20 protein-coding genes are annotated in these 23,006 nt (G+C 73.7%); 14 read left to right on the forward strand and 6 right to left on the reverse strand.

Annotation, left to right across the window (positions count from 1 at the left end; genetic code table 11):
- The 4 genes from dxr to C0216_RS07070 all read left to right on the forward strand — a co-directional run bounded on the left by dxr (position 1) and on the right by C0216_RS07070 (position 4,917).
- Entirely contained in the window at positions 1 to 1,254 is a 1,254-nt protein-coding gene (dxr, locus tag C0216_RS07055; RefSeq protein WP_114054425.1) for a 1-deoxy-D-xylulose-5-phosphate reductoisomerase, read from the forward strand.
- Positions 1,251 to 2,552: a M50 family metallopeptidase gene (locus tag C0216_RS07060; protein WP_114054426.1), complete on the forward strand. Its 1,302-nt coding sequence runs from the start codon at positions 1,251 to 1,253 to the stop codon at positions 2,550 to 2,552. Before dxr ends, C0216_RS07060 begins: the two co-directional genes overlap by 4 nt.
- A gap of 197 nt (positions 2,553 to 2,749) precedes the next feature.
- A complete protein-coding gene (gene ispG, locus C0216_RS07065) occupies positions 2,750 to 3,907 on the forward strand; it encodes a flavodoxin-dependent (E)-4-hydroxy-3-methylbut-2-enyl-diphosphate synthase (RefSeq protein ID WP_114054427.1) in 1,158 nt (385 codons plus the stop codon).
- Between the two features lie 164 nt (positions 3,908 to 4,071).
- Positions 4,072 to 4,917 carry a GNAT family N-acetyltransferase gene (locus C0216_RS07070; RefSeq protein WP_114054428.1) on the forward strand — a complete coding sequence of 282 codons (846 nt, stop codon included), beginning with the start codon at positions 4,072 to 4,074 and terminating at the stop codon, positions 4,915 to 4,917.
- 140 nt (positions 4,918 to 5,057) lie between these two features.
- Here the strand turns inward: C0216_RS07070 and C0216_RS07075 are convergent, their stop codons facing one another.
- On the reverse strand, positions 5,058 to 5,630 hold the full coding sequence (locus C0216_RS07075; RefSeq protein WP_114054429.1) for a hypothetical protein: 573 nt from the start codon (positions 5,628 to 5,630) through the stop codon (positions 5,058 to 5,060).
- 323 nt (positions 5,631 to 5,953) lie between these two features.
- Between C0216_RS07075 and C0216_RS07080 the strand changes: the two genes are divergently transcribed.
- Together C0216_RS07080 and C0216_RS07085 are read left to right on the forward strand one after the other, a co-directional pair.
- Positions 5,954 to 6,481, forward strand: coding sequence for a GNAT family N-acetyltransferase (locus tag C0216_RS07080; protein WP_114058503.1), 528 nt, complete (start codon positions 5,954 to 5,956; stop codon positions 6,479 to 6,481).
- Positions 6,482 to 6,523: 42 nt separating this feature from the next.
- Positions 6,524 to 8,233 (forward strand): proline--tRNA ligase, encoded by a 1,710-nt coding sequence (locus C0216_RS07085; RefSeq protein WP_114054430.1) that lies wholly within the window; start codon positions 6,524 to 6,526, stop codon positions 8,231 to 8,233.
- A gap of 274 nt (positions 8,234 to 8,507) precedes the next feature.
- Here C0216_RS07085 and C0216_RS07090 read toward each other — a convergent pair whose 3' ends face one another.
- From C0216_RS07090 to C0216_RS07105, 4 genes are read right to left on the reverse strand one after another with little or no spacing between them, the layout of a single operon-like run.
- Positions 8,508 to 9,557 carry a slipin family protein gene (locus C0216_RS07090; RefSeq protein WP_114054431.1) on the reverse strand — a complete coding sequence of 350 codons (1,050 nt, stop codon included), beginning with the start codon at positions 9,555 to 9,557 and terminating at the stop codon, positions 8,508 to 8,510.
- Positions 9,558 to 9,617: 60 nt separating this feature from the next.
- Positions 9,618 to 10,568: an aminoglycoside phosphotransferase family protein gene (locus C0216_RS07095; protein ID WP_114054432.1), complete on the reverse strand. Its 951-nt coding sequence runs from the start codon at positions 10,566 to 10,568 to the stop codon at positions 9,618 to 9,620.
- Between the two features lie 16 nt (positions 10,569 to 10,584).
- Complete coding sequence (locus C0216_RS07100; protein ID WP_246042357.1) at positions 10,585 to 11,049, reverse strand: DUF4439 domain-containing protein; 465 nt, start codon at positions 11,047 to 11,049, stop codon at positions 10,585 to 10,587.
- Entirely contained in the window at positions 11,046 to 11,630 is a 585-nt protein-coding gene (locus C0216_RS07105; RefSeq protein WP_246042360.1) for a hypothetical protein, read from the reverse strand. Before C0216_RS07105 ends, C0216_RS07100 begins: the two co-directional genes overlap by 4 nt.
- Positions 11,631 to 11,786: 156 nt before the next feature.
- Between C0216_RS07105 and rimP the strand changes: the two genes are divergently transcribed.
- From rimP to C0216_RS07145, 8 genes are all read left to right on the forward strand, one after another.
- Positions 11,787 to 12,284 carry a ribosome maturation factor RimP gene (gene rimP / locus C0216_RS07110; protein WP_114054433.1) on the forward strand — a complete coding sequence of 166 codons (498 nt, stop codon included), beginning with the start codon at positions 11,787 to 11,789 and terminating at the stop codon, positions 12,282 to 12,284.
- A 2-nt stretch (positions 12,285 to 12,286) separates the two neighbouring features.
- On the forward strand, positions 12,287 to 13,297 hold the full coding sequence (gene nusA / locus C0216_RS07115) for a transcription termination factor NusA (protein ID WP_114054434.1): 1,011 nt from the start codon (positions 12,287 to 12,289) through the stop codon (positions 13,295 to 13,297).
- A 117-nt stretch (positions 13,298 to 13,414) separates the two neighbouring features.
- Positions 13,415 to 13,702, forward strand: coding sequence for a YlxR family protein (locus C0216_RS07120; protein WP_114054435.1), 288 nt, complete (start codon positions 13,415 to 13,417; stop codon positions 13,700 to 13,702).
- 148 nt (positions 13,703 to 13,850) lie between these two features.
- Positions 13,851 to 16,919 (forward strand): translation initiation factor IF-2, encoded by a 3,069-nt coding sequence (gene infB / locus C0216_RS07125; RefSeq protein WP_114054436.1) that lies wholly within the window; start codon positions 13,851 to 13,853, stop codon positions 16,917 to 16,919.
- Positions 16,920 to 17,072: 153 nt separating this feature from the next.
- A complete protein-coding gene (locus C0216_RS07130; RefSeq protein ID WP_114054437.1) occupies positions 17,073 to 17,366 on the forward strand; it encodes a DUF503 domain-containing protein in 294 nt (97 codons plus the stop codon).
- Positions 17,367 to 17,392: 26 nt separating this feature from the next.
- A complete protein-coding gene (gene rbfA / locus C0216_RS07135) occupies positions 17,393 to 17,836 on the forward strand; it encodes a 30S ribosome-binding factor RbfA (protein WP_114054438.1) in 444 nt (147 codons plus the stop codon).
- A complete protein-coding gene (gene truB / locus C0216_RS07140; RefSeq protein WP_114054439.1) occupies positions 17,836 to 18,744 on the forward strand; it encodes a tRNA pseudouridine(55) synthase TruB in 909 nt (302 codons plus the stop codon). Before rbfA ends, truB begins: the two co-directional genes overlap by 1 nt.
- Before the next feature lie 386 nt (positions 18,745 to 19,130).
- The gene (locus C0216_RS07145; RefSeq protein ID WP_114054440.1) at positions 19,131 to 20,096 is read left to right on the forward strand and encodes a bifunctional riboflavin kinase/FAD synthetase; all 966 of its coding nucleotides are present in this window, start codon (positions 19,131 to 19,133) and stop codon (positions 20,094 to 20,096) included.
- A 66-nt stretch (positions 20,097 to 20,162) separates the two neighbouring features.
- Here the strand turns inward: C0216_RS07145 and C0216_RS07150 are convergent, their stop codons facing one another.
- Positions 20,163 to 22,904 (reverse strand): SCO5717 family growth-regulating ATPase, encoded by a 2,742-nt coding sequence (locus tag C0216_RS07150; RefSeq protein WP_114054441.1) that lies wholly within the window; start codon positions 22,902 to 22,904, stop codon positions 20,163 to 20,165.
- Between the last annotated feature and the right edge of the window lie 102 nt (positions 22,905 to 23,006).

Below are 23,006 nucleotides of genomic sequence, written 5' to 3' on the forward strand. Positions count from 1 at the left end.
ATGAGCGACAGTCCAGCCCCCCTTGCCGATCCGCACCTCCTCTACGACGCCGCGGACGGCCGACGGGACATCGTCATCCTCGGCTCCACCGGGTCCATCGGTACCCAGGCCATCGACCTCGCCCTGCGCAACCCGGACCGGTTCCGGGTGACCGCGCTGTCGGCCGCCGGCGGGCGCACCGGGCTGCTCGCCGAGCAGGCCCGGCGGCTGCGCGTCACAGCGGTGGCCGTGGCCCGGGAGGACGCCGTACCGGCCCTGAAGGAGGCGCTGAGCGAGCAGTACGGCGCGTCCGAGCCGCTGCCCGAGATCCTCGCCGGGCCGGACGCGGCGACCGAGATCGCCGCCTCTGAGTGCCACACCGTCCTCAACGGCATCACCGGCTCCATCGGCCTCGCGCCGACCCTGGCCGCGCTCCGGGCGGGCCGCACCCTCGCCCTGGCCAACAAGGAGTCGCTGATCGTCGGCGGGCCGCTGGTCAAGGAGCTCGCGCAGCCCGGCCAGATCATCCCCGTCGACTCCGAGCACGCGGCCCTCTTCCAGGCCCTCGCCGCCGGCACCCGGGCCGACGTCCGCAAGCTCGTCGTGACCGCCTCCGGTGGCCCGTTCCGCGGCCGCACCCGCGCCGAACTGGCCTCCGTCACCGTCGAGGACGCCCTCGCGCACCCCACCTGGGCGATGGGCCCGGTCATCACCGTCAACTCGGCGACCCTGGTCAACAAGGGGCTGGAGGTCATCGAGGCGCACCTGCTCTACGACATCCCCTTCGACCGCATCGAGGTCGTCGTCCACCCGCAGTCCTACGTCCACTCGATGGTGGAGTTCTCCGACGGCTCCACCCTCGCCCAGGCCACCCCGCCGGACATGCGCGGCCCCATCGCGATCGGCCTCGGCTGGCCGCAGCGCGTCCCCGACGCCGCCCCCGCCTTCGACTGGACCAAGGCTTCCACCTGGGAGTTCTTCCCGCTCGACACCGAGGCGTTCCCCGCCGTGGACCTCGCCCGGCACGTGGGCACCCTCGGCTCCACCGCACCCGCCGTCTTCAATGCGGCGAACGAGGAGTGCGTGGACGCCTTCCTGGCCGGTCGGCTGCCGTTCACCGCAATCATGGATACGGTCTCTGCCGTGGTCGATGAGCACGGGACGCCGGACGCGGGAACTTCCCTCACCGTCGCGGACGTCCTTGAAGCGGAGACCTGGGCCAGGGCCCGGGCACGGGAGATGGCGGCCGGAGCCGCCGTGGAGGCGCGCGCATGACAGCACTCATGACGGTGCTCGGCATACTGGTCTTCGTGGTCGGGCTGCTCGTCTCCATCGCCTGGCACGAGCTCGGCCACCTCTCCACGGCCAAGCTCTTCGGCATCCGCGTGCCCCAGTACATGGTCGGCTTCGGGCCGACCATCTGGTCCCGGCACAAGGGCGAGACGGAGTACGGCATCAAGGCCATCCCGATGGGCGGCTACATCCGCATGATCGGGATGTTCCCGCCCGGGGAGGACGGCAGGATCAGCTCCCGCTCGACCTCGCCCGTCCGCTCGATGATCGAGGACGCCCGCTCCGCCGCCTACGAGGAGCTCCAGCCGGGCGACGAGACGCGGCTCTTCTACACGCGCAAGCCGTGGAAGCGCGTGATCGTCATGTTCGCCGGCCCGTTCATGAACCTGGTGCTCGCGATCGCGGTCTTCTTCGGCGTCTGGATGACCTTCGGGATCAACCGCACCACCACCGAGGTCGCCTCCGTCTCGCCCTGCGTCATCCAGCAGAGCGAGAGGCGGGACGTCTGCAAGGAGGGCGACCCGGTCGCCCCCGCGAAGGCCGCCGGCCTGCTCCCCGAGGACCGGATCGTCGCCTTCAACGGCCGCGCCGTCTCCGACTGGTCGGTGCTGCAGCAGCGCATCCGCGAGACCATCGGCCCCGCCACCGTCACCGTCGAGCGGGGCGGGCAGCGCCTGGCGCTGCCCGTCACCCTCATCGAGAACAAGGTCGCCAAGACCGACGGCCACGGCGGCTACGTCAAGGGCCAGTACGTCACCGCGGGCTGGCTCGGCTTCAGCCCGAAGAACGAGACCGCGGCCCTCGGATTCGGCGAGTCCGTCGAGCACATGGGCCAGGAGGTCGCCCGCAGCGTCGACGGCCTGCTCGCCCTGCCCGGCAAGATCCCGGCCCTGTGGAACGCCGCCTTCGACGGCGGCGAGCGCGAGGCCGACTCCCCGATGGGCATCGTCGGCGCCGCCCGCATCAGCGGCGAGATCGCCACCCTCGACATCCCCGCCGAGCAGCGGCTGGTCTTCTTCCTCGGCCTCGTCGGCTACTTCAACCTCTCGCTCTTCCTGTTCAACATGCTCCCGCTGCTCCCGCTGGACGGCGGGCACATCGCCGGCGCCCTGTGGGAGTCCCTCCGGCGGAACACGGCCCGCCTCTTCCGCCGCCCCGACCCCGGCCCGTTCGACGTGGCGAAGCTGATGCCCGCCGCGTACGTCGTCGCCGGCGTCTTCGTCTGCTTCACGCTGCTGGTGCTCGTCGCCGACGTCGTGAACCCCATCCGCATCACCTGACCCGCACGTACGCGCCTATGGCCGTACGCGCGTACGGACGCCGACCGTGAGGAGCCGGGCACGAAGCGTGCCCGGCTCCCCGCGTTCGGGTGTCTCCGGCCCTCGGATGCGGGGGCCGCCCCCTCGTTGGCGTAATCTCGAAGACCGGAGCCCGCCGATCTCGGGACCTCGATCCACACCTTGGGGTTGCACAGCAGATGACTGCCATCTCTCTCGGAATGCCGTCCGTGCCGACGAAGCTCGCCGACCGCAGGGTCAGCCGCAAGATCCAGGTCGGCACGGTGGCCGTCGGCGGTGACGCGCCCATCTCGGTGCAGTCCATGACCACCACCCGCACGTCCGACATCGGCGCCACCCTCCAGCAGATCGCCGAGCTGACCGCGTCCGGCTGCGAGATCGTCCGCGTCGCCTGCCCGACGCAGGACGACGCCGACGCCCTCGCCGTCATCGCGAAGAAGTCGCAGATCCCCGTGATCGCCGACATCCACTTCCAGCCCAAGTACGTCTTCGCCGCGATCGACGCCGGCTGCGCCGCCGTCCGCGTGAACCCGGGCAACATCAAGCAGTTCGACGACAAGGTCAAGGAGATCGCCAAGGCCGCCGGCGACGCCGGCACCCCGATCCGCATCGGCGTCAACGCCGGCTCCCTCGACCGCCGCCTGCTCCAGAAGTACGGCAAGGCCACCCCCGAGGCGCTCGTCGAGTCCGCGCTGTGGGAGGCCTCCCTCTTCGAGGAGCACGGCTTCCGCGACATCAAGATCTCGGTCAAGCACAACGACCCGGTCGTCATGGTCAACGCCTACCGCCAGCTGGCCGCCCAGTGCGACTACCCGCTGCACCTCGGCGTCACCGAGGCCGGCCCCGCCTTCCAGGGCACCATCAAGTCGGCCGTCGCCTTCGGCGCCCTCCTCTCCGAGGGCATCGGCGACACCATCCGCGTCTCCCTCTCCGCCCCGCCGGTCGAGGAGGTCAAGGTCGGCCGCCAGATCCTGGAGTCGCTGAACCTCAAGCCGCGCCGCCTGGAGATCGTCTCCTGCCCCTCCTGCGGCCGCGCCCAGGTGGACGTCTACAAGCTGGCCGAGGAGGTCACCGCCGGCCTCACCGGCATGGAGGTCCCGCTGCGCGTCGCCGTCATGGGCTGCGTCGTCAACGGCCCCGGCGAGGCCCGCGAGGCCGACCTCGGCGTCGCCTCCGGCAACGGCAAGGGCCAGATCTTCGTCAAGGGCGAGGTCATCAAGACGGTCCCCGAATCCAAGATCGTGGAGACCCTCATCGAAGAGGCCATGAAGATCGCCGAGCAGATGGAGAAGGACGGCGTCGCCTCCGGCGAGCCCACCGTCGCCATCGGCGCCTGACCCCCGGCCACACCCCCGGCATCCAGCCCCGGCATCCGGCCCCCGGCCCCGTCCCCGCAGCTCGCGGACGGGGCCGGCGGCGTTCCGGCACCCGGCCGGACCAGGCGGCTCCGACCCGCGGCGGGTACAGTTCGGAGATCAGCAGCCCTGCATGTGAGGCCCCAGTGTTGACGCAGACCACCACCCGGGTCCTTGGGCCCGGCGACCTCGACGCCGCCCTCGCCGTCCTCGGACGCGAGCCGGTCGAGAACGCCTTCGTCACCTCCCGCGTCCAGGTCGCCGGCCTCGACCCCTGGCGCCTCGGCGGCGAGATGTGGGGCTACTACGCCGACGGCGAGCTCCGCTCCCTCTGCTACGCCGGCGCCAACCTCGTCCCCGTCTGCGCCCCGCCCGACGCCGTCCGCGCCTTCGCCGACCGCGCCCGCCGCACCGGCCGCCGCTGCTCCTCCATCGTCGGCCCCGCCGAAGCCACGTCCCTGCTGTGGCGGCTCCTGGAACCCAGCTGGGGGCCCGCCCGCGAGGTCCGCGCCCACCAGCCGCTCATGGTGACCGAGCAGCCCTCCGCCGACGTCCGCCCCGACCCGCTCGTCCGCCGCATCCGCAAGGACGAGATGGACCTGATCATGCCCGCCTGCGTGGCCATGTTCACCGAAGAGGTCGGCGTCTCCCCGCTCGCCGGCGACGGCGGCCTCCTCTACCAGGCCCGCGTCGCCGAGCTCGTCGGATCCGGCCGCTCCTTCGCCCGCGTCGAGGACGGCAAGGTCGTCTTCAAGGCCGAGATCGGCGCCGCCACCCCCGCCGCCTGCCAGATCCAGGGCGTCTGGGTCGCCCCCGAGTTCCGCGGCCGCGGCCACTCCGAGACCGGCATGGCCGCCGTGGTCGAGTACGCGCTCCGCGACGTCGCCCCCGTGGTCAGCCTGTACGTCAACGACTACAACACCGCGGCACGCGCCGCCTACCGCCGCGTCGGCTTCCGCGAGGTCGGCGCGTTCATGAGCGTCCTGTTCTAGAGCCTGCCGGCGGAGTGCTGCCAGAGAGTGGAGCACCGCCCGGTGTCATCGGAGCGGTCCGCTCGACGAAGGCTCCCCCTCCACCAGCCCCTCGCGGTGGAGCGTTCGCGCCGCTCCGCGCACGGGGGCCGGGCGGACCTTCAGAAAGCCGAGCCGGCAACGAGGACCAGCAACTCCACACCCAGCAGCAAGGAGCCCCGGCGATACCACCAGCTGCAGAAGTCGAGGTGCGTCGCGTTGTAGGTGTCGGCTGCTTCCGTCATGAACTCTGCTGCTGCCGCCTTCACGGCGGTGTCCGACAGGTGGGCGGGGAAGTCGTCCAGCAGCGCTACCGCGGGCGGCCCGTGTTGCCAGCTCGGCGGTGTCGGCTGCAGTACGCACACTGCGCAGATCCCCACGAGCAGGAAGATCAGCATCAGGGCCACGAGATACCCCAGATCCAATCCGGGGCCCCCGCCCTTGGTGCCGAAGAGGCCGGCATCGGTCGCGAAGGTCACCACCAGGGACGCCACGGTCAGCAGCGCGGCGGCCCGGGTGCGGATGCCCTCCAGCCGGGCCCGTTGTTCCGTCAGCCGGTTCACCGACGACGCATAGGCAAGGTCCACGAGTTCGGCACGCTGGTGGACGTTCTCCTGGGGAACAAGATCCACGGTGACAGGCTCCATGTAGCGCTCAGGAGGCAGCCACAGGCGACCGGCAGCAGGAATCCTCATGGGGGGATCCTTCCGGATCCGGCGAAAGCGGAACGTTTCGATGCAGGAGACTCGCCGTGCGCGGTCTACCGGGCCCTGATGCCGGCCACCTCCATGATCTTGATTGTGAAGAAGCGGAGGCGCGCCACCCGCCTTCCCCCTCCCATCCCCAAGGCTGCTTACCTGCCAGGCCCTCTGCCGTGGGCGCCGGAAGGGCGCCGCCGCACCGGACGGCCGGAACTGCCCGCCCGCCCCGCCCGGGCGTACCGGCCCGCCGCGACCGCCGAGTAAGGTCACCGCATGCTGCCTACCCCGCGGGCGACGGCCCCGCCCGGCCCGCCGGCCTGACCATCGGCCCCCTCGACCTCGCCGCCCGCGTGGACGAGGCCCTGCGCGTGCAGGCGGTGGCCTTCGGCCTCAGCGAGGAGGAGGTCGGCATCCGCCGGTACATCGTCCAGCGCCACATGACCTGCCCCGGCGCCCGCGCCCTCGGCGCCTACACCGACGACGGGGCGCTCGCCGCCTTCGTGTACGGCATGCCGAACGACCGCACCTACTGGTGGTCCTCCATCGTCGAGCCCTACCTGCGCGCCGAGGGACAGGACGGCTGGCTCGACGGCTCCTTCGTCATCACCGAGCTGCACGTCCACCCCGGCTTCCAGGGCCGCGGCGTCGGCCGCGCCCTCATCACCCGCATCACCGACAGCGCCGCCGAGCCCCGCTCGATCCTCTCCGCCATCGACGCCGAGAGCCCCGCCCGCCGGCTCTACCGCTCCCTCGGCTACACCGACCTCGCCCGCCAGGTCCACTTCCCGAGCGCGAGCCTCCCGTACGCCGTCATGGGCGCCCCGCTGCCGCTGCCGCGGCCCTGAAATCCCTTCGGCCGCCCCGCCGCCGTTCGATAGCCTCGCGGCATGGCAACGCAACACGTGCAGCGCATGTCCCGGCTGATGGCGCGGACCCTCCGCGAGGATCCGGCCGACGCCGAGACCCTCAGCCACCGCCTCCTCGTCCGCGCCGGATACGTCCGCCGCAGCTCCGCGGGCGTGTGGACGTGGCTGCCACTCGGCAAGCGGGTCCTGGAGAACGTCTCGCGCATCGTCCGCGAGGAGATGGACGCCATCGGCGGCCAGGAAGTGCTGCTGCCCGCGCTGCTGCCGAGGGAGCCGTACGAGACCAGTGGGCGCTGGTCGGAGTACGGCGACCTGCTCTTCCGGCTCAAGGACCGCAAGGGCGCCGACTACCTCCTCGGGCCCACCCACGAGGAGATCTTCACCCTGCTGGTGAAGGACCAGTGCACGTCCTACAAGGACCTGCCGGTCATCCTCTACCAGATCCAGACGAAGTACCGCGACGAGGCCCGCCCGCGCTCCGGCGTGCTGCGCGGGCGCGAGTTCCAGATGAAGGACTCGTACTCGTTCGACGTCAGCGACGAGGGCCTCGCCGAGTCGTACGCCCTGCACCGGGCCGCCTACCGGCGCATCTTCACCCGGCTGGGGCTCGACCACCGGATCGTCTCGGCGGTGTCCGGGGCGATGGGCGGCTCCGCGTCCGAGGAGTTCCTCGCGCCCGCGGCCGCCGGCGAGGACACGTTCGCCGACTGCCCTGGCTGCGGGTACGCGGCGAACACGGAGGCGGTGACGTTCCCCCTGGCCGGGGAGGGCGCGGCCGCGGCGGGGGAGCACCCGCCGCTGGAGGAGATCCCCACCCCCGGCACCCCCACCATCGAGACGCTCGCCGCGCACCTCGGCGTCCCCGCGTCCGCGACGCTGAAGAACCTCCTGGTCAAGGTCGACGGCGAGATCACCGCGGTCGGCGTGCCCGGTGACCGGGAAGTCGACCTCGGCAAGCTGGCCGAGCACCTCGCGCCCGCCGAGGTCGAACTCGTCACCGCCGAGGACTTCGCCGACCGCCCCGACCTGGTGCGCGGGTACGTCGGTCCGCAGGGCCTCGGCAAGGTCCGCTACCTCGCCGATCCGCGGGTCGCGCCCGGCACGGCCTGGGTGACCGGCGCGAACAAGCCGGACACGCACGCCCGGAACGTGGTCTGCGGCCGCGACTTCCAGGTGGACCGCTACCTCGACGTCGCCGTCGTGGAGCCCGGCGACCCCTGCCCGCAGTGCGGGGCCGGACTGCGGCTCGACCGCGCGATCGAGGTCGGCCACATCTTCCAGCTCGGCCGCAAGTACGCCGACGCCTTCGGGCTCGACGTGCTGGGCCGCGAGGGCAAGCCGGTGCGGGTCACCATGGGCAGCTACGGCATCGGCGTCTCGCGCGCCGTCGCCGCCCTCGCCGAGCAGACCGCCGATGAGCGGGGCCTGTCCTGGCCGGCGGAGGTCGCCCCGGCCGACGTCCACGTCGTCGCGGCGGGCAAGGCGGTGCAGCTCGCGCTCGCCGAACAGGCCGCGGAGGCGCTGGCCGCGGCCGGGCGGCGCGTCCTGCTGGACGACCGGGCCGGGCTCTCGCCCGGGGTGAAGCTGACCGACGCGGAGCTGATCGGCGTGCCGTGGATTCTGGTCGCGGGCCGCCGGGCAGGGGAGTCCGTGGTCGAACTCCAGCACCGGGCCTCGGGCACCCGCGAGGAACTCCCCCTCCCGGAGGCCCTGGCCCGCCTGACGTCCTGACGCCGTCCCCCGGCGGGCCCGCGGGGGCCACAGGCTCCCGCGGGGCTCCGCCCCACGGCGCCTCGAACGCCGGCGGGGCTGGAGTGTGCCGCGCTGCGCGGCTTCATGGAGGTGCAGCCCGGTGGCTCAAGAGCCGGCTTGCGGCCATCGGAACGAGATCGGCCGCCCTCGACGTCGAGGAGAAGTGCCGCCCTCCGGCGAACCGGACCCCTGCGGAGTCACGGTACTGCGCGACCGATGCGGTGGGGGATTCGGCCGCCGTCACGTGCAGGGGTCAGTCTGCGGGGGGCGGGTGCGAGCCGTTCACCTGTGGGGGCGGTCCTGGTTGTGGATCGGCCGCGGCTTCGGGGCGGGGCTGGGTGCTGCTCTCGCCGGCCGGGGGCTGCGGCTGCGCCGGTGCTTCGAGCGCCCGCTCGGCGTGCTTCGGTGTTTCGGCGGGTTCGACCGCGCGCGGCGGGTGTGTCGGCGGCCCGAGCGGTGGGGCGGCTTCGACTGCCGGGGATGCGGATCGCGGCTCGGGCTCCGGGCGCGCACCCGCCGCCGGTGCGGGATCGGGCTGGGGGTCCGGGGTGGCGCGTTCCAGGAAGCGGAGGAGTTCGACCGGGAACGGGAGGACCAGGGTGGAGTTCTTCTCCGCCGCCACGGCCACCACCGTTTGGAGGAGGCGGAGTTGGAGGGCCGCCGGCTGGTCCGACATGACTGCGGCCGCCTCGGCGAGTTTGCGGGAGGCCTGGAGTTCCGCGTCCGCGTTGATGACGCGTGCGCGGCGTTCGCGGTCGGCTTCGGCCTGGCGGGCCATGGAGCGCTTCATCGTCTCCGGGAGGGAGACGTCCTTGATCTCCACGCGGTCGATCTGGACGCCCCAGCCCACCGCCGGGCTGTCGATCATCAGCTCCAGGCCCTCGTTCAGCTTCTCCCGGTTGGAGAGGAGGTCGTCGAGGTCGGACTTGCCGATGATGGAGCGCAGCGAGGTCTGGGCCATCTGGGAGACGGCGAAGCGGTAGTCCTCGACCTCGATGATCGCGCTCGCCGGGTCGACGACCTTGAAGTAGACGACGGCGTCGACGCGGACCGTGACGTTGTCCCTGGTGATGCCCTCCTGCGCCGGCACGGGCATCGTCACGATCTGCATGTTGACCTTGTGGAGCCGGTCCACAGCCGGGATGATCATGGTGAATCCGGGCTGTCGTATGCCCTCCCTCAGGCGGCCGAAGCGGAGTACGACGCCGCGTTCGTACTGCCTGACGATGCGGGCGGCAGAGGCGGTGGCGACCGCGAGGCATACGCCCGCCGCGATCGCCGCGGTCAGCAGTTCCTGGAACATGGCGGCCTCCCTGCAGGCTGCCCGTGATACATCGGTACACCCTTATGTACCGGTATGCCCCTAAAGCCAGGCCGCGAACTCCAGCAGCAGCTCCGCATCGCGCCGCCGTCCCGCGGCCAGGGCGCGGGTGCCCGACTCGACCGCCCGGAAGAGCGTCCAGCCGCGCAGCCGGTCCCGGTCCACCTCCAGGCTGTCGGCCAGCTTGTTCACCCTGCGCCGGGCGCCCGCGGCCCCCGCCGACGAGGCCACCTGGTCCTCCAGCCGGTCCCGGACCAGCCGGGCCAGGTCGTACGCGCGCTCGCCGACCACCGGTTCCGGGCCCACGGCCAGCCACGGCGCGCGGTCGCCGGCCAGCACCTTGCCCTGCCGGAAGTTGCCGTGCAGCAGCAGCTGCTCTCCGCCCGGCCCCTGCCCCGGCCCCGTCGTCAGCTCCTCGTGCACCGCGAGCGCGGCCTCCGCCAGCGCCCCGGCCCCCGCCGAGGCGCCGGCTCCGGCCGCCCCGGCCTGCACCGCCGCGCGCAGCGCCCCGGCCTGCCGGGCCGTCCGTTCGGCGACCGTCTCGAAGGGGTGCCCCTCCGGCGGCTTCACCCACAGCCGCCGCAGCGTCCCGGAGGCCTCCAGCAGCGCCTTCGCCTCGGGCAGGGACCGCAGGGAGACCTCCGGGTGCAGCCGCTCCAGCAGCAGCGCCCCGTCCTCGGCGTGGTGGCGGGTGTCGAGGACCCGTACGGCGCCGAAGCCGCCCCAGTGGGCGAGCGCGGCCAGCTCCCGGTCGGGCCGCGCCTGCGGGGGAGCGAGCTTCAGCACGGCCGGCGTGCCGTCCTCGTACTGCACCAGCACCACCAGGCTGCTGCGCCCGCCGGGGGCCTGGACCCGCTGGGCCCGTACCGCACGCCGGTCCAGTGCCGCCTCGGCCAGCCGGGGCAGCCGCTCCAGCCAGTCGGCCGTGCTTCCGTCCCCGTCCGGCGTCTCGCCGAGCGCCCGTACGAGCCGCTGCGGCGGTTCGAAAGCCATGCGTGCGTGTTCCCCTTCAGCTGTTCCCGGCGGGCTGTGCGCGTTCCGCGAGCCCAGGGAAGGCTACGCCGCCGCCGCGCCAGCGCGCCGCGCGGACCGCCGCAGCGCTCAGCGCGTCGGCCGCCTCGCGGCGCAGCGGGCCGTCCGCCGCCCGCACCAGGTCGGCGTACGCGCCGGCCACGCGGTCCTCGATCTCCGCGGCCAGCCGCTCGGCGTCGCCGGCGCCGCGCACCTCGTACGGGAGCGCGTACGCCGGGTCGGAGGGCCGGGGGGAGCCGCCCAGGTCGCGTACGGCGCGCGCCAGCGCGTCACGGCGTGCGAGGTGGGTGCCGTGCGCCTCGCGCGCCTCGGCTGCCCGCTCGCCTGCGCGCGCGCCGACGACCCCGTACCCGTACACGGCGGCGTGCTCGGCGGCGAGCGCTGCCTGGGCGGCGTCGAGGGCGCGCCCGGCGGGGGAGGGGGCGGAGGGCGAGGGCTTCACGAGGCGGCTCCCGGGGCGGGGGTCAGCAGGTGGACGTGGACGGCGCCGCAGGCGGCGACCGAGGCCAGCATGCGGGCCAGCTCGCCGGGGGCTCCGGCCAGGGCGGCCGTGCGGGCCTCCGCGAGGGACTGCTCGGCGTCCGCAAGCGCCGCCAGTGCCCTGTCCGGCTCCGGCGGGACCTGCACCCCGCCGGCCGGCGGCGTCCCGCCCGGCGACGGCGCACCCGACGGCGCGGCGGAGCCGGACGCGGTCCCCGCCGCCTCCCCCGGAGCCCCGCCGGCCCCGTCTGCCCCGGTCGGCCAGGCCAGCGCCCCCGCGTGCGCGGCGACGGCGGAGCGCAGCGGGGCGAGGCGGCCGGCCAGCGCGGGGTGGGCGGCTGCAGTGGCGTCGTAACGTTCCAGCAGCCGTTCGCTGTCCCGGACAGCCGATGCGCGCATCCGCCGTTCGAGTGCAACACCGCTCGGCGGCGCCGGCGGGCGGGAGCCGCCGGAGCAGCCGCTGGCCAGTACCGCGCCGGCCGTGGCGGCCGCGCCGGCGAGCAGGCTCCTGCGCGAGGGTCCGGTGGGAGGGGTCCAGGGCACGGCGACGTCCTCGGGGGGTGGGGAAGGGCAGGGTGTGATCACGGTACCCGGGGGCTTGTCCACAGGGCGGACGGCAACACCCTCCGCGACCGGATACCCTTTGGTCTGACACGCGACGTAACCCACAACAGCACACGCGGCCGAGGAGTCACCCGGATGAGCACCACCCAGAGCGACAGGCTGCGCGGATTGCTGGAGCCGCTCGTCGCCGCCAGGGGCCTTGATCTCGAGGACATCGAGCTGTCGAAGGCCGGCAAGCGCCGGATGCTGCGCATCATCGTGGATTCCGACGAGGGCGTGGAACTGGACGCGTGTGCCGAGCTGAGCCGCGAGGTCTCCGACAGGCTGGACGAGACCGACGCGATGGGCGAGGGCGAGTACGTCCTGGAGGTGAGCTCGCCGGGCGCCGACCGCCCGCTGACCGAGCACCGCCACTACGTCCGGGCGATCGGCCGCCTGGTGAAGTTCCAGCTGTCCGATGGCGGGGAACTGATCGCCCGCATTCTCGGCGTCGACGACGAGGGCATGGACCTCGAGGTCCCCGGTGTGAAGGGCCGCAAGGCCACCGCGCGCCGCATCGCGTTCGCCGACGTCGCCAGGGCGCGTGTCGAGATCGAGTTCAACCGCAAGGACAAGAAGGAAGAGGAGGCGTAGCCGTGGACATCGACATGAGTGCCCTGCGGGGTCTGGTCCGGGAGAAGGAGATCTCCTTCGACCTGCTCGTCGAGGCGATCGAGTCGGCCCTCCTCATCGCGTACCACCGCACCGAGGGCAGCTTCCGCCGGGCGCGCGTGGAGCTGGACCGCACCAACGGGCACGTTGTCGTGTGGGCGATGGAGGACCCGCGGGACCTGGAGGAGGGGCAGGAGCCCAAGGAGTTCGACGACACGCCGTCGGACTTCGGGCGGATCGCCGCGACGACCGCCAAGCAGGTGATCCTCCAGCGTCTGCGCGACGCCGAGGACGACCTGACGTTCGGCGAGTTCGCCGGCCGCGAGGGCGACGTCATGACGGGTGTCGTCCAGCAGGGCAAGGACCCCAAGAACGTCCTCGTCGACATCGGCAAGCTGGAGGCCATCCTGCCGGTGCAGGAGCAGGTCCCCGGCGAGGAGTACCCGCACGGGCTGCGCCTCAAGGCGTACGTCGTCCGGGTGGCGAAGGGCGTCCGCGGCCCGTCGGTGACGCTGTCGCGGACCCACCCCAACCTGGTGAAGAAGCTCTTCGCGCTGGAGGTCCCGGAGATCGCGGACGGCAGCGTCGAGATCGCGGCGATCGCCCGCGAGGCCGGCCACCGCACGAAGATCGCCGTACGGTCGACCCGTTCGGGCCTCAACCCGAAGGGCGCCTGCATCGGCCCGATGGGCGCCCGCGTGCGCAACGTCATGGCCGAGCTGCACGGCGAGAAGATCGACATCGTCGACTGGTCGGACGACCCGGCGGAGATGGTGGCGAACGCCCTGTCACCCGCCCGGGTGAGCAAGGTCGAGGTCGTCGACTGGGACTCGCGCTCCGCGCGGGTGACCGTCCCCGACTACCAGCTGTCGCTGGCCATCGGCAAGGAGGGCCAGAACGCCCGCCTCGCCGCGCGGCTGACCGGCTGGCGCATCGACATCCGCCCCGACACGGAGGCGTCCCCGGACGCCGACCGGGCCCGGGGCGGGGAATAAAACCGCTACCCGCGGGCGCTCCCTGCGGGTACACAGTTCAAGACAGCAGATCGCGACAACGTCCGTTCGATTTTGCGCCCGAAGGGGTGAGGTCGGTACGGGGAGGTAGACTTAGGCGTGTCTGGCCGGACGCAAGCCCGCGCATGCCCCGAACGCACCTGTGTGGGGTGCCGGGCGCGAGCGGCCAAGAGCGAACTGCTGCGCATCGTGGCGGTCGGGGACGCGTGCGTCCCCGATCCTCGCGGTACGCTGCCCGGCCGGGGTGCCTACGTGCACCCCGCCGCGGTGTGCGTCGACAAGGCGGTCCGCCGCAGGGCGTTCCCCCGGGCCCTCAGGTCCCCGGGCGCGCTCGACACGGCCGGACTGAGCGACGCCGTGGCCGCTGTGGCCGCGGCGGCACCGTAAGAAGTAGTACGGCACGGACACCCCGTGCGGTCAGGTACCTCGCGAGTTGGAAGTAGGTCGAGATTGCGATGAGCACTCGATGAGTACGCGATGAGTACGCCCATGAAGTAGCGACGGTCCGGCGCAACCCGGACCTCAAAGGAGCGAAGTGGCTAAGGTCCGGGTATACGAACTCGCCAAGGAGTTCGGAGTGGAGAGCAAGGTCGTCATGGCCAAGCTCCAGGAACTCGGTGAGTTCGTCCGTTCGGCGTCCTCGACGATCGAGGCGCCGGTTGTGCGCAAGTTGACCGACGCACTGCAGGGGCCCGGCGGCAACGCCGGCAAGTCCGCTGCCAAGCCGGGAGCGCCCCGCAAGGCCGCCCCCGCCAAGCCCGGGGTCCCGACCCCTGGCCCCATTGCACGTCCCGCCGCCCCGAAGCCCGGCGCCCCGGCCCCCAAGCCGGCCGCAGCCGAGGCCCCGGCAGCGCCTGCCCCGGTGACTCCGGCCTCTCCCGGCCCGCGTCCCGGCCCGAAGGCTCCGGCCGCCCCGAAGCCCGCTCCGGCGGCGCCCGTGGCGACCGAGTTCACCGCACCCCCGGCCGCGCCCGCGCGTCCGGCCCAGGGTGCGACCCCCGGCCCGCGCCCGACGCAGCAGCGTCCCGCGGCCGGCGGCCAGGGCGGTGCCCGTCCCGGCGCCCCGCGCCCCGGTGCGACCCCGGGTGCCCAGGCCCCGCGCCCCGGCGGCGCGGCCCCCGGCCCCCGTCCGGGTGCCCGCCCCGCGGGTCCCCGCCCGGGCAACAACCCGTTCACCTCCGGCGGCTCCACCGGCATGGCGCGCCCGCAGGCGCCCCGTCCGGGCGGCGCACCGCGCCCCGGCGCCCCCGGTGCCGGCGGCGCCGGCGCCCCGCGTCCGCAGGCCGGTCCCGGCGGCGGCCCGCGTCCGCAGGCCCCCGGCGGTCCCCGTCCCACCCCGGGCGGCATGCCCCGCCCGCAGGGCCCGCGCCCGACGCCGGGCGGCAACCGCCCGAACCCCGGCATGATGCCGCAGCGTCCCGCGGCCGGCGGTCCCGGCCCGCGTCCCGGCGGCGGCCCCGGCCGTCCCGGTGCCGGCGGTCCCCGTCCGGGCGGCGCCGGCCGTCCCGGCGGCGGCGGCGGCTTCGCCGGCCGTCCGGCCGGTCCGGGCTCGCGCCCGGCGGGCGGCGGCTTCGGCGGCCCGCGTCCGGGTGGCGGCGGCTTCGGCGGCGGCCCGGGTGGCGGCGGCGGCCGTCCCGGCTTCGGCGGCCGTCCCGGCGGCCCCGGTGCCCGCGGCGGCACGCAGGGCGCGTTCGGCCGTCCCGGCGGTCCGGCCCGCCGCGGCCGCAAGTCGAAGCGGCAGCGGCGCCAGGAGTACGAGGCCATGCAGGCCCCGTCCGTCGGCGGCGTGATGCTGCCCCGCGGCAACGGCGAGACCGTTCGCCTGTCGCGCGGTGCGTCCCTCACCGACTTCGCGGAGAAGATCAACGCCAACCCGGCGTCGCTGGTCGCGGTCATGATGAACCTCGGCGAGATGGTCACGGCCACGCAGTCCGTGTCCGACGCGACCCTCCAGCTCCTCGCCGACGAGATGAACTACACGGTTCAGATCGTCAGCCCGGAGGAGGAGGACCGCGAGCTGCTCGAGTCCTTCGACATCGAGTTCGGCGAGGACGAGGGCGGCGAGGAGCTCCTGGTCGCGCGTCCGCCGGTCGTCACCGTCATGGGCCACGTCGACCACGGCAAGACCCGCCTCCTCGACGCCATCCGCAAGACCAACGTCGTCGCGGGCGAGGCCGGCGGCATCACCCAGCACATCGGTGCCTACCAGGTCGCGACCCAGGTCAACGACGAGGACCGCAAGATCACCTTCATCGACACCCCGGGTCACGAGGCGTTCACCGCCATGCGTGCCCGCGGTGCGAAGTCGACCGACATCGCGATCCTCGTGGTGGCGGCCAACGACGGTGTCATGCCGCAGACGATCGAGGCCCTGAACCACGCCAAGGCGGCCGACGTGCCGATCGTGGTCGCGGTCAACAAGATCGACGTCGAGGGCGCCGACCCGACGAAGGTGCGCGGCCAGCTCACCGAGTACGGCCTGGTGGCCGAGGAGTACGGCGGCGACACGATGTTCGTCGACATCTCCGCCAAGCAGGGCCTGAACATCGACAAGCTGCTCGAGGCCGTGGTCCTGACCGCGGACGCCGCGCTCGACCTGCGCGCCAACCCCGAGCAGGACGCCCAGGGCATCGCGATCGAGTCCCACCTCGACCGCGGCCGCGGTGCCGTCTCGACCGTCCTCGTCCAGCGCGGCACGCTGCGCATCGGCGACACGATGGTCGTGGGCGACGCGTACGGCCGTGTCCGCGCCATGCTCGACGACAAGGGCAACAACGTCGAGCAGGCGGGTCCGTCGACCCCCGTCCTGGTCCTGGGTCTCACCAACGTCCCCGGCGCCGGCGACAACTTCCTCGTCGTCGACGAGGACCGTACGGCCCGCCAGATCGCCGAGAAGCGCGCGGCGCGCGAGCGCAACGCCAACTTCGCCAAGCGCGTCCGTCGCGTGTCCCTCGAGGACCTCGACTCCGTGCTCAAGGCCGGTCTGGTCCAGGAACTCAACCTCATCATCAAGGGCGACGCGTCCGGTGCGGTCGAGGCCCTGGAGTCCTCGCTGCTCCAGCTCGACGTCGGCGAAGAGGTCGACATCCGCGTCCTGCACCGCGGTGTGGGTGCGGTCACCGAGTCCGACATCGACCTGGCGATGGGCTCCGACGCCATCGTCATCGGCTACAACGTCCGCGCGGCCGGCCGTGCCGCGCAGATGGCGGAGCGCGAGGGCGTCGACGTCCGGTACTACTCGGTGATCTACCAGGCCATCGAGGAGATCGAGGCGGCCCTGAAGGGCCTGCTGAAGCCGGAGTACGAAGAGGTCGAGCTCGGTACCGCGGAGGTCCGCGAGGTCTTCCGCTCGTCCAAGCTGGGCAACATCGCGGGTGTCCTCATCCGCTCCGGCGAGGTCAAGCGCAACACCAAGGCGCGCCTGCTCCGCGACGGCAAGGTCGTCGCAGAGAACCTCACGATCACCGGTCTGCGCCGCTTCAAGGACGATGTCACCGAGATCCGCGAAGGCTTCGAGGGCGGTATCAACCTCGGCAACTTCAACGACATCAAGATCGACGACATCATCGCGACGTACGAGATGCGCGAGAAGCCCCGCGCGTAAGCGCGAGGCGGTTCGTACCGTGTCGTGACCGGGGCCGGTCGGCGGAGTATTTCCGTCGATCGGCCCCGGCCGTTGCGTGTACGGTTCTGGTGACCCTGCCGCCAGTCGGCCGGCAGGCCACCGAACCCGGACCGGCGGGACATCCGGAACTGCATGTACGTGGGGACTCTGTCCTTCGACCTGCTCCTCGGCGACGTCCACTCGCTGAAGGAGAAACGCTCCGTCGTCAGGCCCATCGTCGCCGAGCTCCAGCGGAAGTTCTCCGTGAGCGCGGCAGAGGTGGCCGACCAGGAACTGCACCGCCGGGCCCGTATCGGGGTCGCGCTGGTGAGCGGCGACACGGGGTACCTCTCGGACGTACTGGACCGCTGCGAGCGGCTGGTCGCGGCGCGTCCGGAAGTGGAGCTGCTGTCGGTGCGCAGGCGGCTCCACGGTGATGAAGACTGAATGCAAGGAAAGAAGGAGACGGACCAGTGGCCGACAATGCGCGGGCGAAGAAGCTGGCGGACCTCATCCGGGAGGTGGTGGCCGAGAAGCTGCAGCGAGGTGTCAAGGACCCCCGCCTCGGGACCCACGTGACCATCACGGACACCCGGGTCACCGGCGACCTGCGGGAGGCGACGGTCTTCTACACGGTCTACGGCGACGACGAGGACCGCGCCAGCGCGGCGGCGGGCCTGGAGAGCGCCAAGGGCGTCCTGCGCTCGGCGGTCGGCCGGGCGGCGGGCACCAAGTTCACGCCCACCCTGACGTTCGTCGCGGACGCCCTGCCGGAGAACGCGCGGACCATCGAGGACCTCCTCGACAAGGCGCGCGCCTCCGACGCCCAGGTCCGGGAGGTGTCCTCCGGTGCCGAGTACGCCGGCGGCGCCGACCCGTACAAGAAGTCCGGCGACGACGAGGACGCAACCGCGTAATGAGCACCAACGCAGGGAAGGCGCCGGACGGCCTTGTCATCGTCGACAAGCCGTCCGGCTTCACTTCGCACGACGTGGTCGCGAAGATGCGCGGGATCGCCAGGACCCGCCGCGTCGGCCACGCGGGCACGCTCGACCCGATGGCGACGGGCGTGCTCGTCCTGGGCGTCGAGAAGGCCACCAAGCTCCTCGGCCACCTCGCGCTCACGGAGAAGGAGTACCTCGGCACCATCCGCCTCGGCCAGAACACCCTGACCGACGACGCCGAGGGCGAGATCACCTCCTCCGCGGACGCCTCCGCGGTCACCCGCGAGGCCGTCGACGCGGGCGTCGCCAAGCTGACGGGCGAGATCATGCAGGTCCCGTCGAAGGTCAGCGCCATCAAGATCAAGGGCGTGCGGTCCTACAAGCGCGCCCGCGACGGCGAGGACTTCGACATCCCGGCCCGGCCGGTGACCATCTCGTCGTTCCGGGTGTACGACATGCGCGAGGCCGAGGCGGAGGACGGCACGAAGGTCGTCGACCTGGTCGTCTCCGTCGTCTGCTCCAGCGGTACGTACATCCGCGCCCTCGCCCGGGACCTCGGCGCCGACCTCGGCACCGGCGGCCACCTGACCGCGCTGCGGCGCACCCGCGTGGGCCCGTACAAGCTGGACCGGGCGCGGACCCTGGAGCAGCTCCAGGAGGAGCTGACCGTCATGCCGATCGGCGACGCGGCCGCCGCGGCGTTCCCCCGATGGGACCTGGACGCCCGCCGGGCCTCGCTGCTCGGCAACGGCGTCCGGATCGAGATGCCGGAGGAGTACGCGGACCGCGGGCCGATCGCGGTCTTCGGGCCGCAGGGGCAGCTGCTCGGCCTGGTGGAGAGCAAGGGCGGCAAGGCGAAGTCGCTGGCGGTCTTCGCCTGACCTGCGCTGACCCGCGCCTGGCCCCCGGCGTACGCCGGCCCCGCGCGGCGGCGTTGACGTGGAGCGGCGAGCGCCCACCGGCTTCTGCTCACCGCTCCACGACCCCCCTCGGTCAGTCTCTATCCACCGGGGCCTCTTTGTTCACCCGTCCGGGCAGGCGCGCGGAGTGACTGGACGGAGCGCAAGGGGGCGCTTTTCGCCGGCCGCCCGCCTGTGGGCGCCGGGCGGACGTCCGGTGCGCCTCGCGTGCCTCCCGCGGAGGTGACACAGAGCCCGGCCCGGCCCGACACCGATGCGGGACGCCGGGCGGGGGCATGGCAGTCTTAGACCTGGTATCGGCAGGACACAGGACAGGGCCTACACGGTTCGGGCGAGGAGCGGTCACAGTGCAGCGCTGGCGTGGCTTGGAGGACATCCCCCAGGACTGGGGGCGCAGCGTCGTCACCATCGGCTCGTACGACGGTGTGCACCGGGGCCACCAGCTGATCATCGGGCGTGCCGTCGCCAGGGCGCGGGAGCTCGGTGTGCCGTCCGTCGTGGTCACCTTCGACCCGCACCCCAGCGAGGTCGTCCGCCCCGGCAGCCACCCGCCGATCCTGGCGCCGTACGACCGGCGCGCCGAGCTGATGGCCGGGCTGGGGGTGGACGCGCTGCTGATCCTGCCGTTCACGGCGGAGTTCTCGCAGCTCTCCCCGTCCGACTTCATCGTGAAGGTGCTCGTCGACAAGCTGCACGCGCGCGCCGTCATCGAGGGCCCGAACTTCCGCTTCGGCCACCGCGCCGCCGGAAACGTCGACTTCCTGCGCGAGCTGGGCGCCACGTACGACTACGAGGTCGAGGTCGTCGACCTCTTCGAGCGGGGCACCGCGGGCGGCGGCGTGCCGTTCTCCTCCACGCTGGCCCGCAAGCTGGTCGCCGAGGGCGACATGGAGGGCGCCGCCGAGGTGCTGGGCCGCCCGCACCGCGTCGAGGGCGTCGTCGTGCGCGGCGCGCAGCGCGGGCGCGAGCTGGGCTACCCCACGGCCAACGTCGAGACCCCGCCGCACACGGCGATCCCCGCGGACGGCGTGTACGCGGGCTGGCTGACCGCGAACGGCGAGCGGATGCCGGCGGCGATCTCGGTGGGGACGAACCTGCAGTTCGACGCCACCGAGCGGACCGTGGAGGCGTACGCGATCGACCGGATCGGCCTCGACCTGTACGGGCTGCACGTCACCGTGGACTTCCTCGCCTACGTGCGGGGCATGGCCCGGTTCGAGTCGCTGGACGGCCTGCTGGAGGCCATCGCGGACGACGTGAAGCGGGCGCGGGCGCTGACCCAGGAGTACGACGCGCGGCACGCGCTGCACTGAGCGCGCGGAGCAGCGGCGAAGGGCCCGAGCCCCCCGGAGGGGGCACGGGCCCTTCGGCGTCGGCCCTCAGCCGAGGCGCGGGTCGCGCGGGGGCTGCTGGCCCGGCTGCGGCTGCTGCGGCCAGGGTCCGCCCGGCTGGGCGGGGTACGGCTGCGCGGGCTGAGGGTAGGGCTGCGGGTAGCCGGTCGGAGCGCCCTGGGGGTGGGCCTGGGGGTGCGGCTGCCCGTACGGCTGCCCCGGGGCCGCCGGCGGCTGCGGGGCTCCCCACTGCTGCGGGGGCGCCTGCCGGGCGGCGCGGACGAAGTCCTCGGCCACGAGGGAGGCGAGGTGGAAGTACGCCTCGCGGGTCTTCGGCCGCATCAGGTCGAGGTCGACCTCGGCGCCGGCGGCGAGGTGCTCGTCGAAGGGCACCACGACGACGCCGCGGCAGCGGGTCTCGAAGTGCTGGACGATGTCCTCGGTCTTGATCATCTTGCTGGTCTCGCGGACCCCGGAGATGACGGTGAGGGAGCGCGAGACGAGGTCGCCGTACCCGTGCGCGGAGAGCCAGTCGAGCGTGGTGCTGGCGCTGCTCGCGCCGTCCACGGACGGCGTCGAGATGATGATCAGCTGGTCGGCGAGATCCAGGACGCCGCGCATCGCCGAGTAGAGCAGGCCGGTGCCGGAGTCGGTGAGGATGATCGGGTACTGGCGGCCGAGCGTGTCGATGACGCGGCGGTAGTCCTCGTCGTTGAACGTGGTCGACACGGCCGGGTCGACGTCGTTCGCGATGATCTCCAGGCCGGAGGGGGCCTGCGAGGTGAACCGCCGGATGTCCATGTACGAGTTCAGGTACGGGATCGCCTGGACCAGGTCCCGGATGGTCGCCCCGGTCTCGCGGCGGACCCGGCGGCCGAGGGTGCCGGCGTCCGGGTTCGCGTCGATGGCCAGGATCTTGTCCTGGCGCTCGCTGGCCAGGGTCGCGCCGAGCGCGGTGGTCGTCGTCGTCTTGCCGACGCCGCCCTTGAGGCTGATCACGGCGATCCGGTAGCAGGACATCACCGGGGTGCGGATCAGCTCCAGCCTGCGCAGGCGCTCGGCCTCGGCCGCCTTGCCGCCGAAGCGGAAGCCCGCCCGCTGCGGCTTGGGCTTCTGCTTGCCGCGCAGCAGCCGGTCGGAGGACAGCTCGACGGCCGCCGTGTACCCGAGCGGCGCGCCGCCCGCGGCGGGGCCGGGCTGGTAGTGCGGGTCGTGCGGCTGCGGACCGGGTTGCGGGCCGGCCGGCCACTGGGCTGCGGTCCGCGGGTCGATCTGCGGCTGCGGCTGCGGCTGCTGCGGCTGCGGCTGGGCGGGGGCATGCAGCGGCGCGGCCTCGGCGGCCGGCGCCGGCGCCGAGGGCGGGTAGGCGTAGCCGCCGGCGTTGGCGGGGGCCTGGGGCGGGAAGCCGTAGCCCTGCGGGGCCGCGGGGGCCTGCGAGGCGGGCGGGTAGGCGTACCCGCCCACCGCGGGCGCGGGCGCGTAGGGGTGGCCGCCCGCCGCGCCGGGGGCCTGGGGCGGGAAGCCGTTGCCCTGGGGGGTCGCCGGGGGAGCGTACGGGGAAGGGGCCGGCTGCTGCGGGGGAGCGTCGGCCGGCGCCGGAGCAGCGGGGAACGCCTGCGGCGCCGGCGGTGCTTCGGCGGCGGGTGCGTACCCGGCGGGCGTGTACCCGGCGGGCACCGCATCGGCCGGAGCCGGCTCGGATGCTGCCGGGGGCAGGGCCGTCCCCTCGGCCGGGGCAGCCGGGTGGGGGACCGCACCGGAGGCGCCGGCCGGCTTGCCCAGCACGATGCCCCGCCCGGACGAGGCGGTCCCGGGCGCCTGGAGCTGCGGCACGCCGAAGGACGGCGTCCCGGATGCCGGGGCCTGCGGGGAGGGCGCGGGCAGCGCCGGGACCGCGCCGTCGGAGGGCGCCGGTACGGGAGCGGGCGCCGAGGGCGCGGCCGCGTCTGCCGGTACGGGCGTCAGCGCGGGCGGTACGGCCGCGTCGGCCGGGAGGTGCTGCGGCACCTCGGCCGGTGCCGCCGGGAAGGCCGGTCCGGGCGCCGGCGCACCCTCGGCCGGGCCTGCCGCGAAGGACTGCCCGGCCTGCGGTGCGTCGGCCGGAGCCGGTGCCTCGGGGAAGGCCGGTGCGGGCGCGCTGTCGGCCGGACCCGCCGTGAACGGCTGCCCGGCCCGCGGTGCTTCGGCCGGTGCCGGTACGGGCGCCGCCGTGCCCTCGGCAGAGGTGAGCGGCTGCGCGGCCTGCGGCGCGTCGGCCGGAGCCGGAGCCCCGGGGAAGGCCGGTGCGGGCGCGGGCGCGCCCTCGTCGGCGGCGAAGGGCTGCGGCGCCTCGGCCTGAGCCGGTACGGACGTCTCCGGGAAGGCGGGTCCGGCCGGCAGCGCGGGGGCGTCGGCCGGGTCCGCGGCCAGGGGCTGCGGTGCCTCGGCCGGGGTCGGGCCGGGCGCGGGGGCCGTCGGCGCGGCATCCGCCGTCGGCGCGGGCGCCGACGCCGGGTCAGGAACGGCCGGGGCAGCGGGGTCCGGAGCCGGCGCGGCCGTGTCCGCGGTGCGCGCCGGGGGAGCCATGCGCATCGTCGGAGGCGAGGCGAGCTCCGAGGGCCGGTGCGGTTCGAAGCCGCTGCCCTCGGGCAGCGCGGGGACGGGCGAGGCCGGGGCCGCGCCCTGCGTGTACCAGGCGGGCGGCGTGTAGTCGATGGTGAACTCGCCCGTCACCTCGGGCTCCGCGTCGGACTGATCGTCCGTCGGGACGTCCCACGCCCCGCCGCGCCTCTCGTTCCGATCGCCGCTCACTCGTCCTCCTGGTCTGTCGAACACCGGTCCGGCGCCGCTCGGCGCCACGCCCACGCCCAGCCTAATCGGGCGCCGACGCCGGTGTCCGCCCCCGTCGGGCGA

The sequence above is a fragment of the Streptomyces globosus genome, from assembly GCF_003325375.1.
GTDB lineage: Bacteria > Actinomycetota > Actinomycetes > Streptomycetales > Streptomycetaceae > Streptomyces > Streptomyces globosus_A.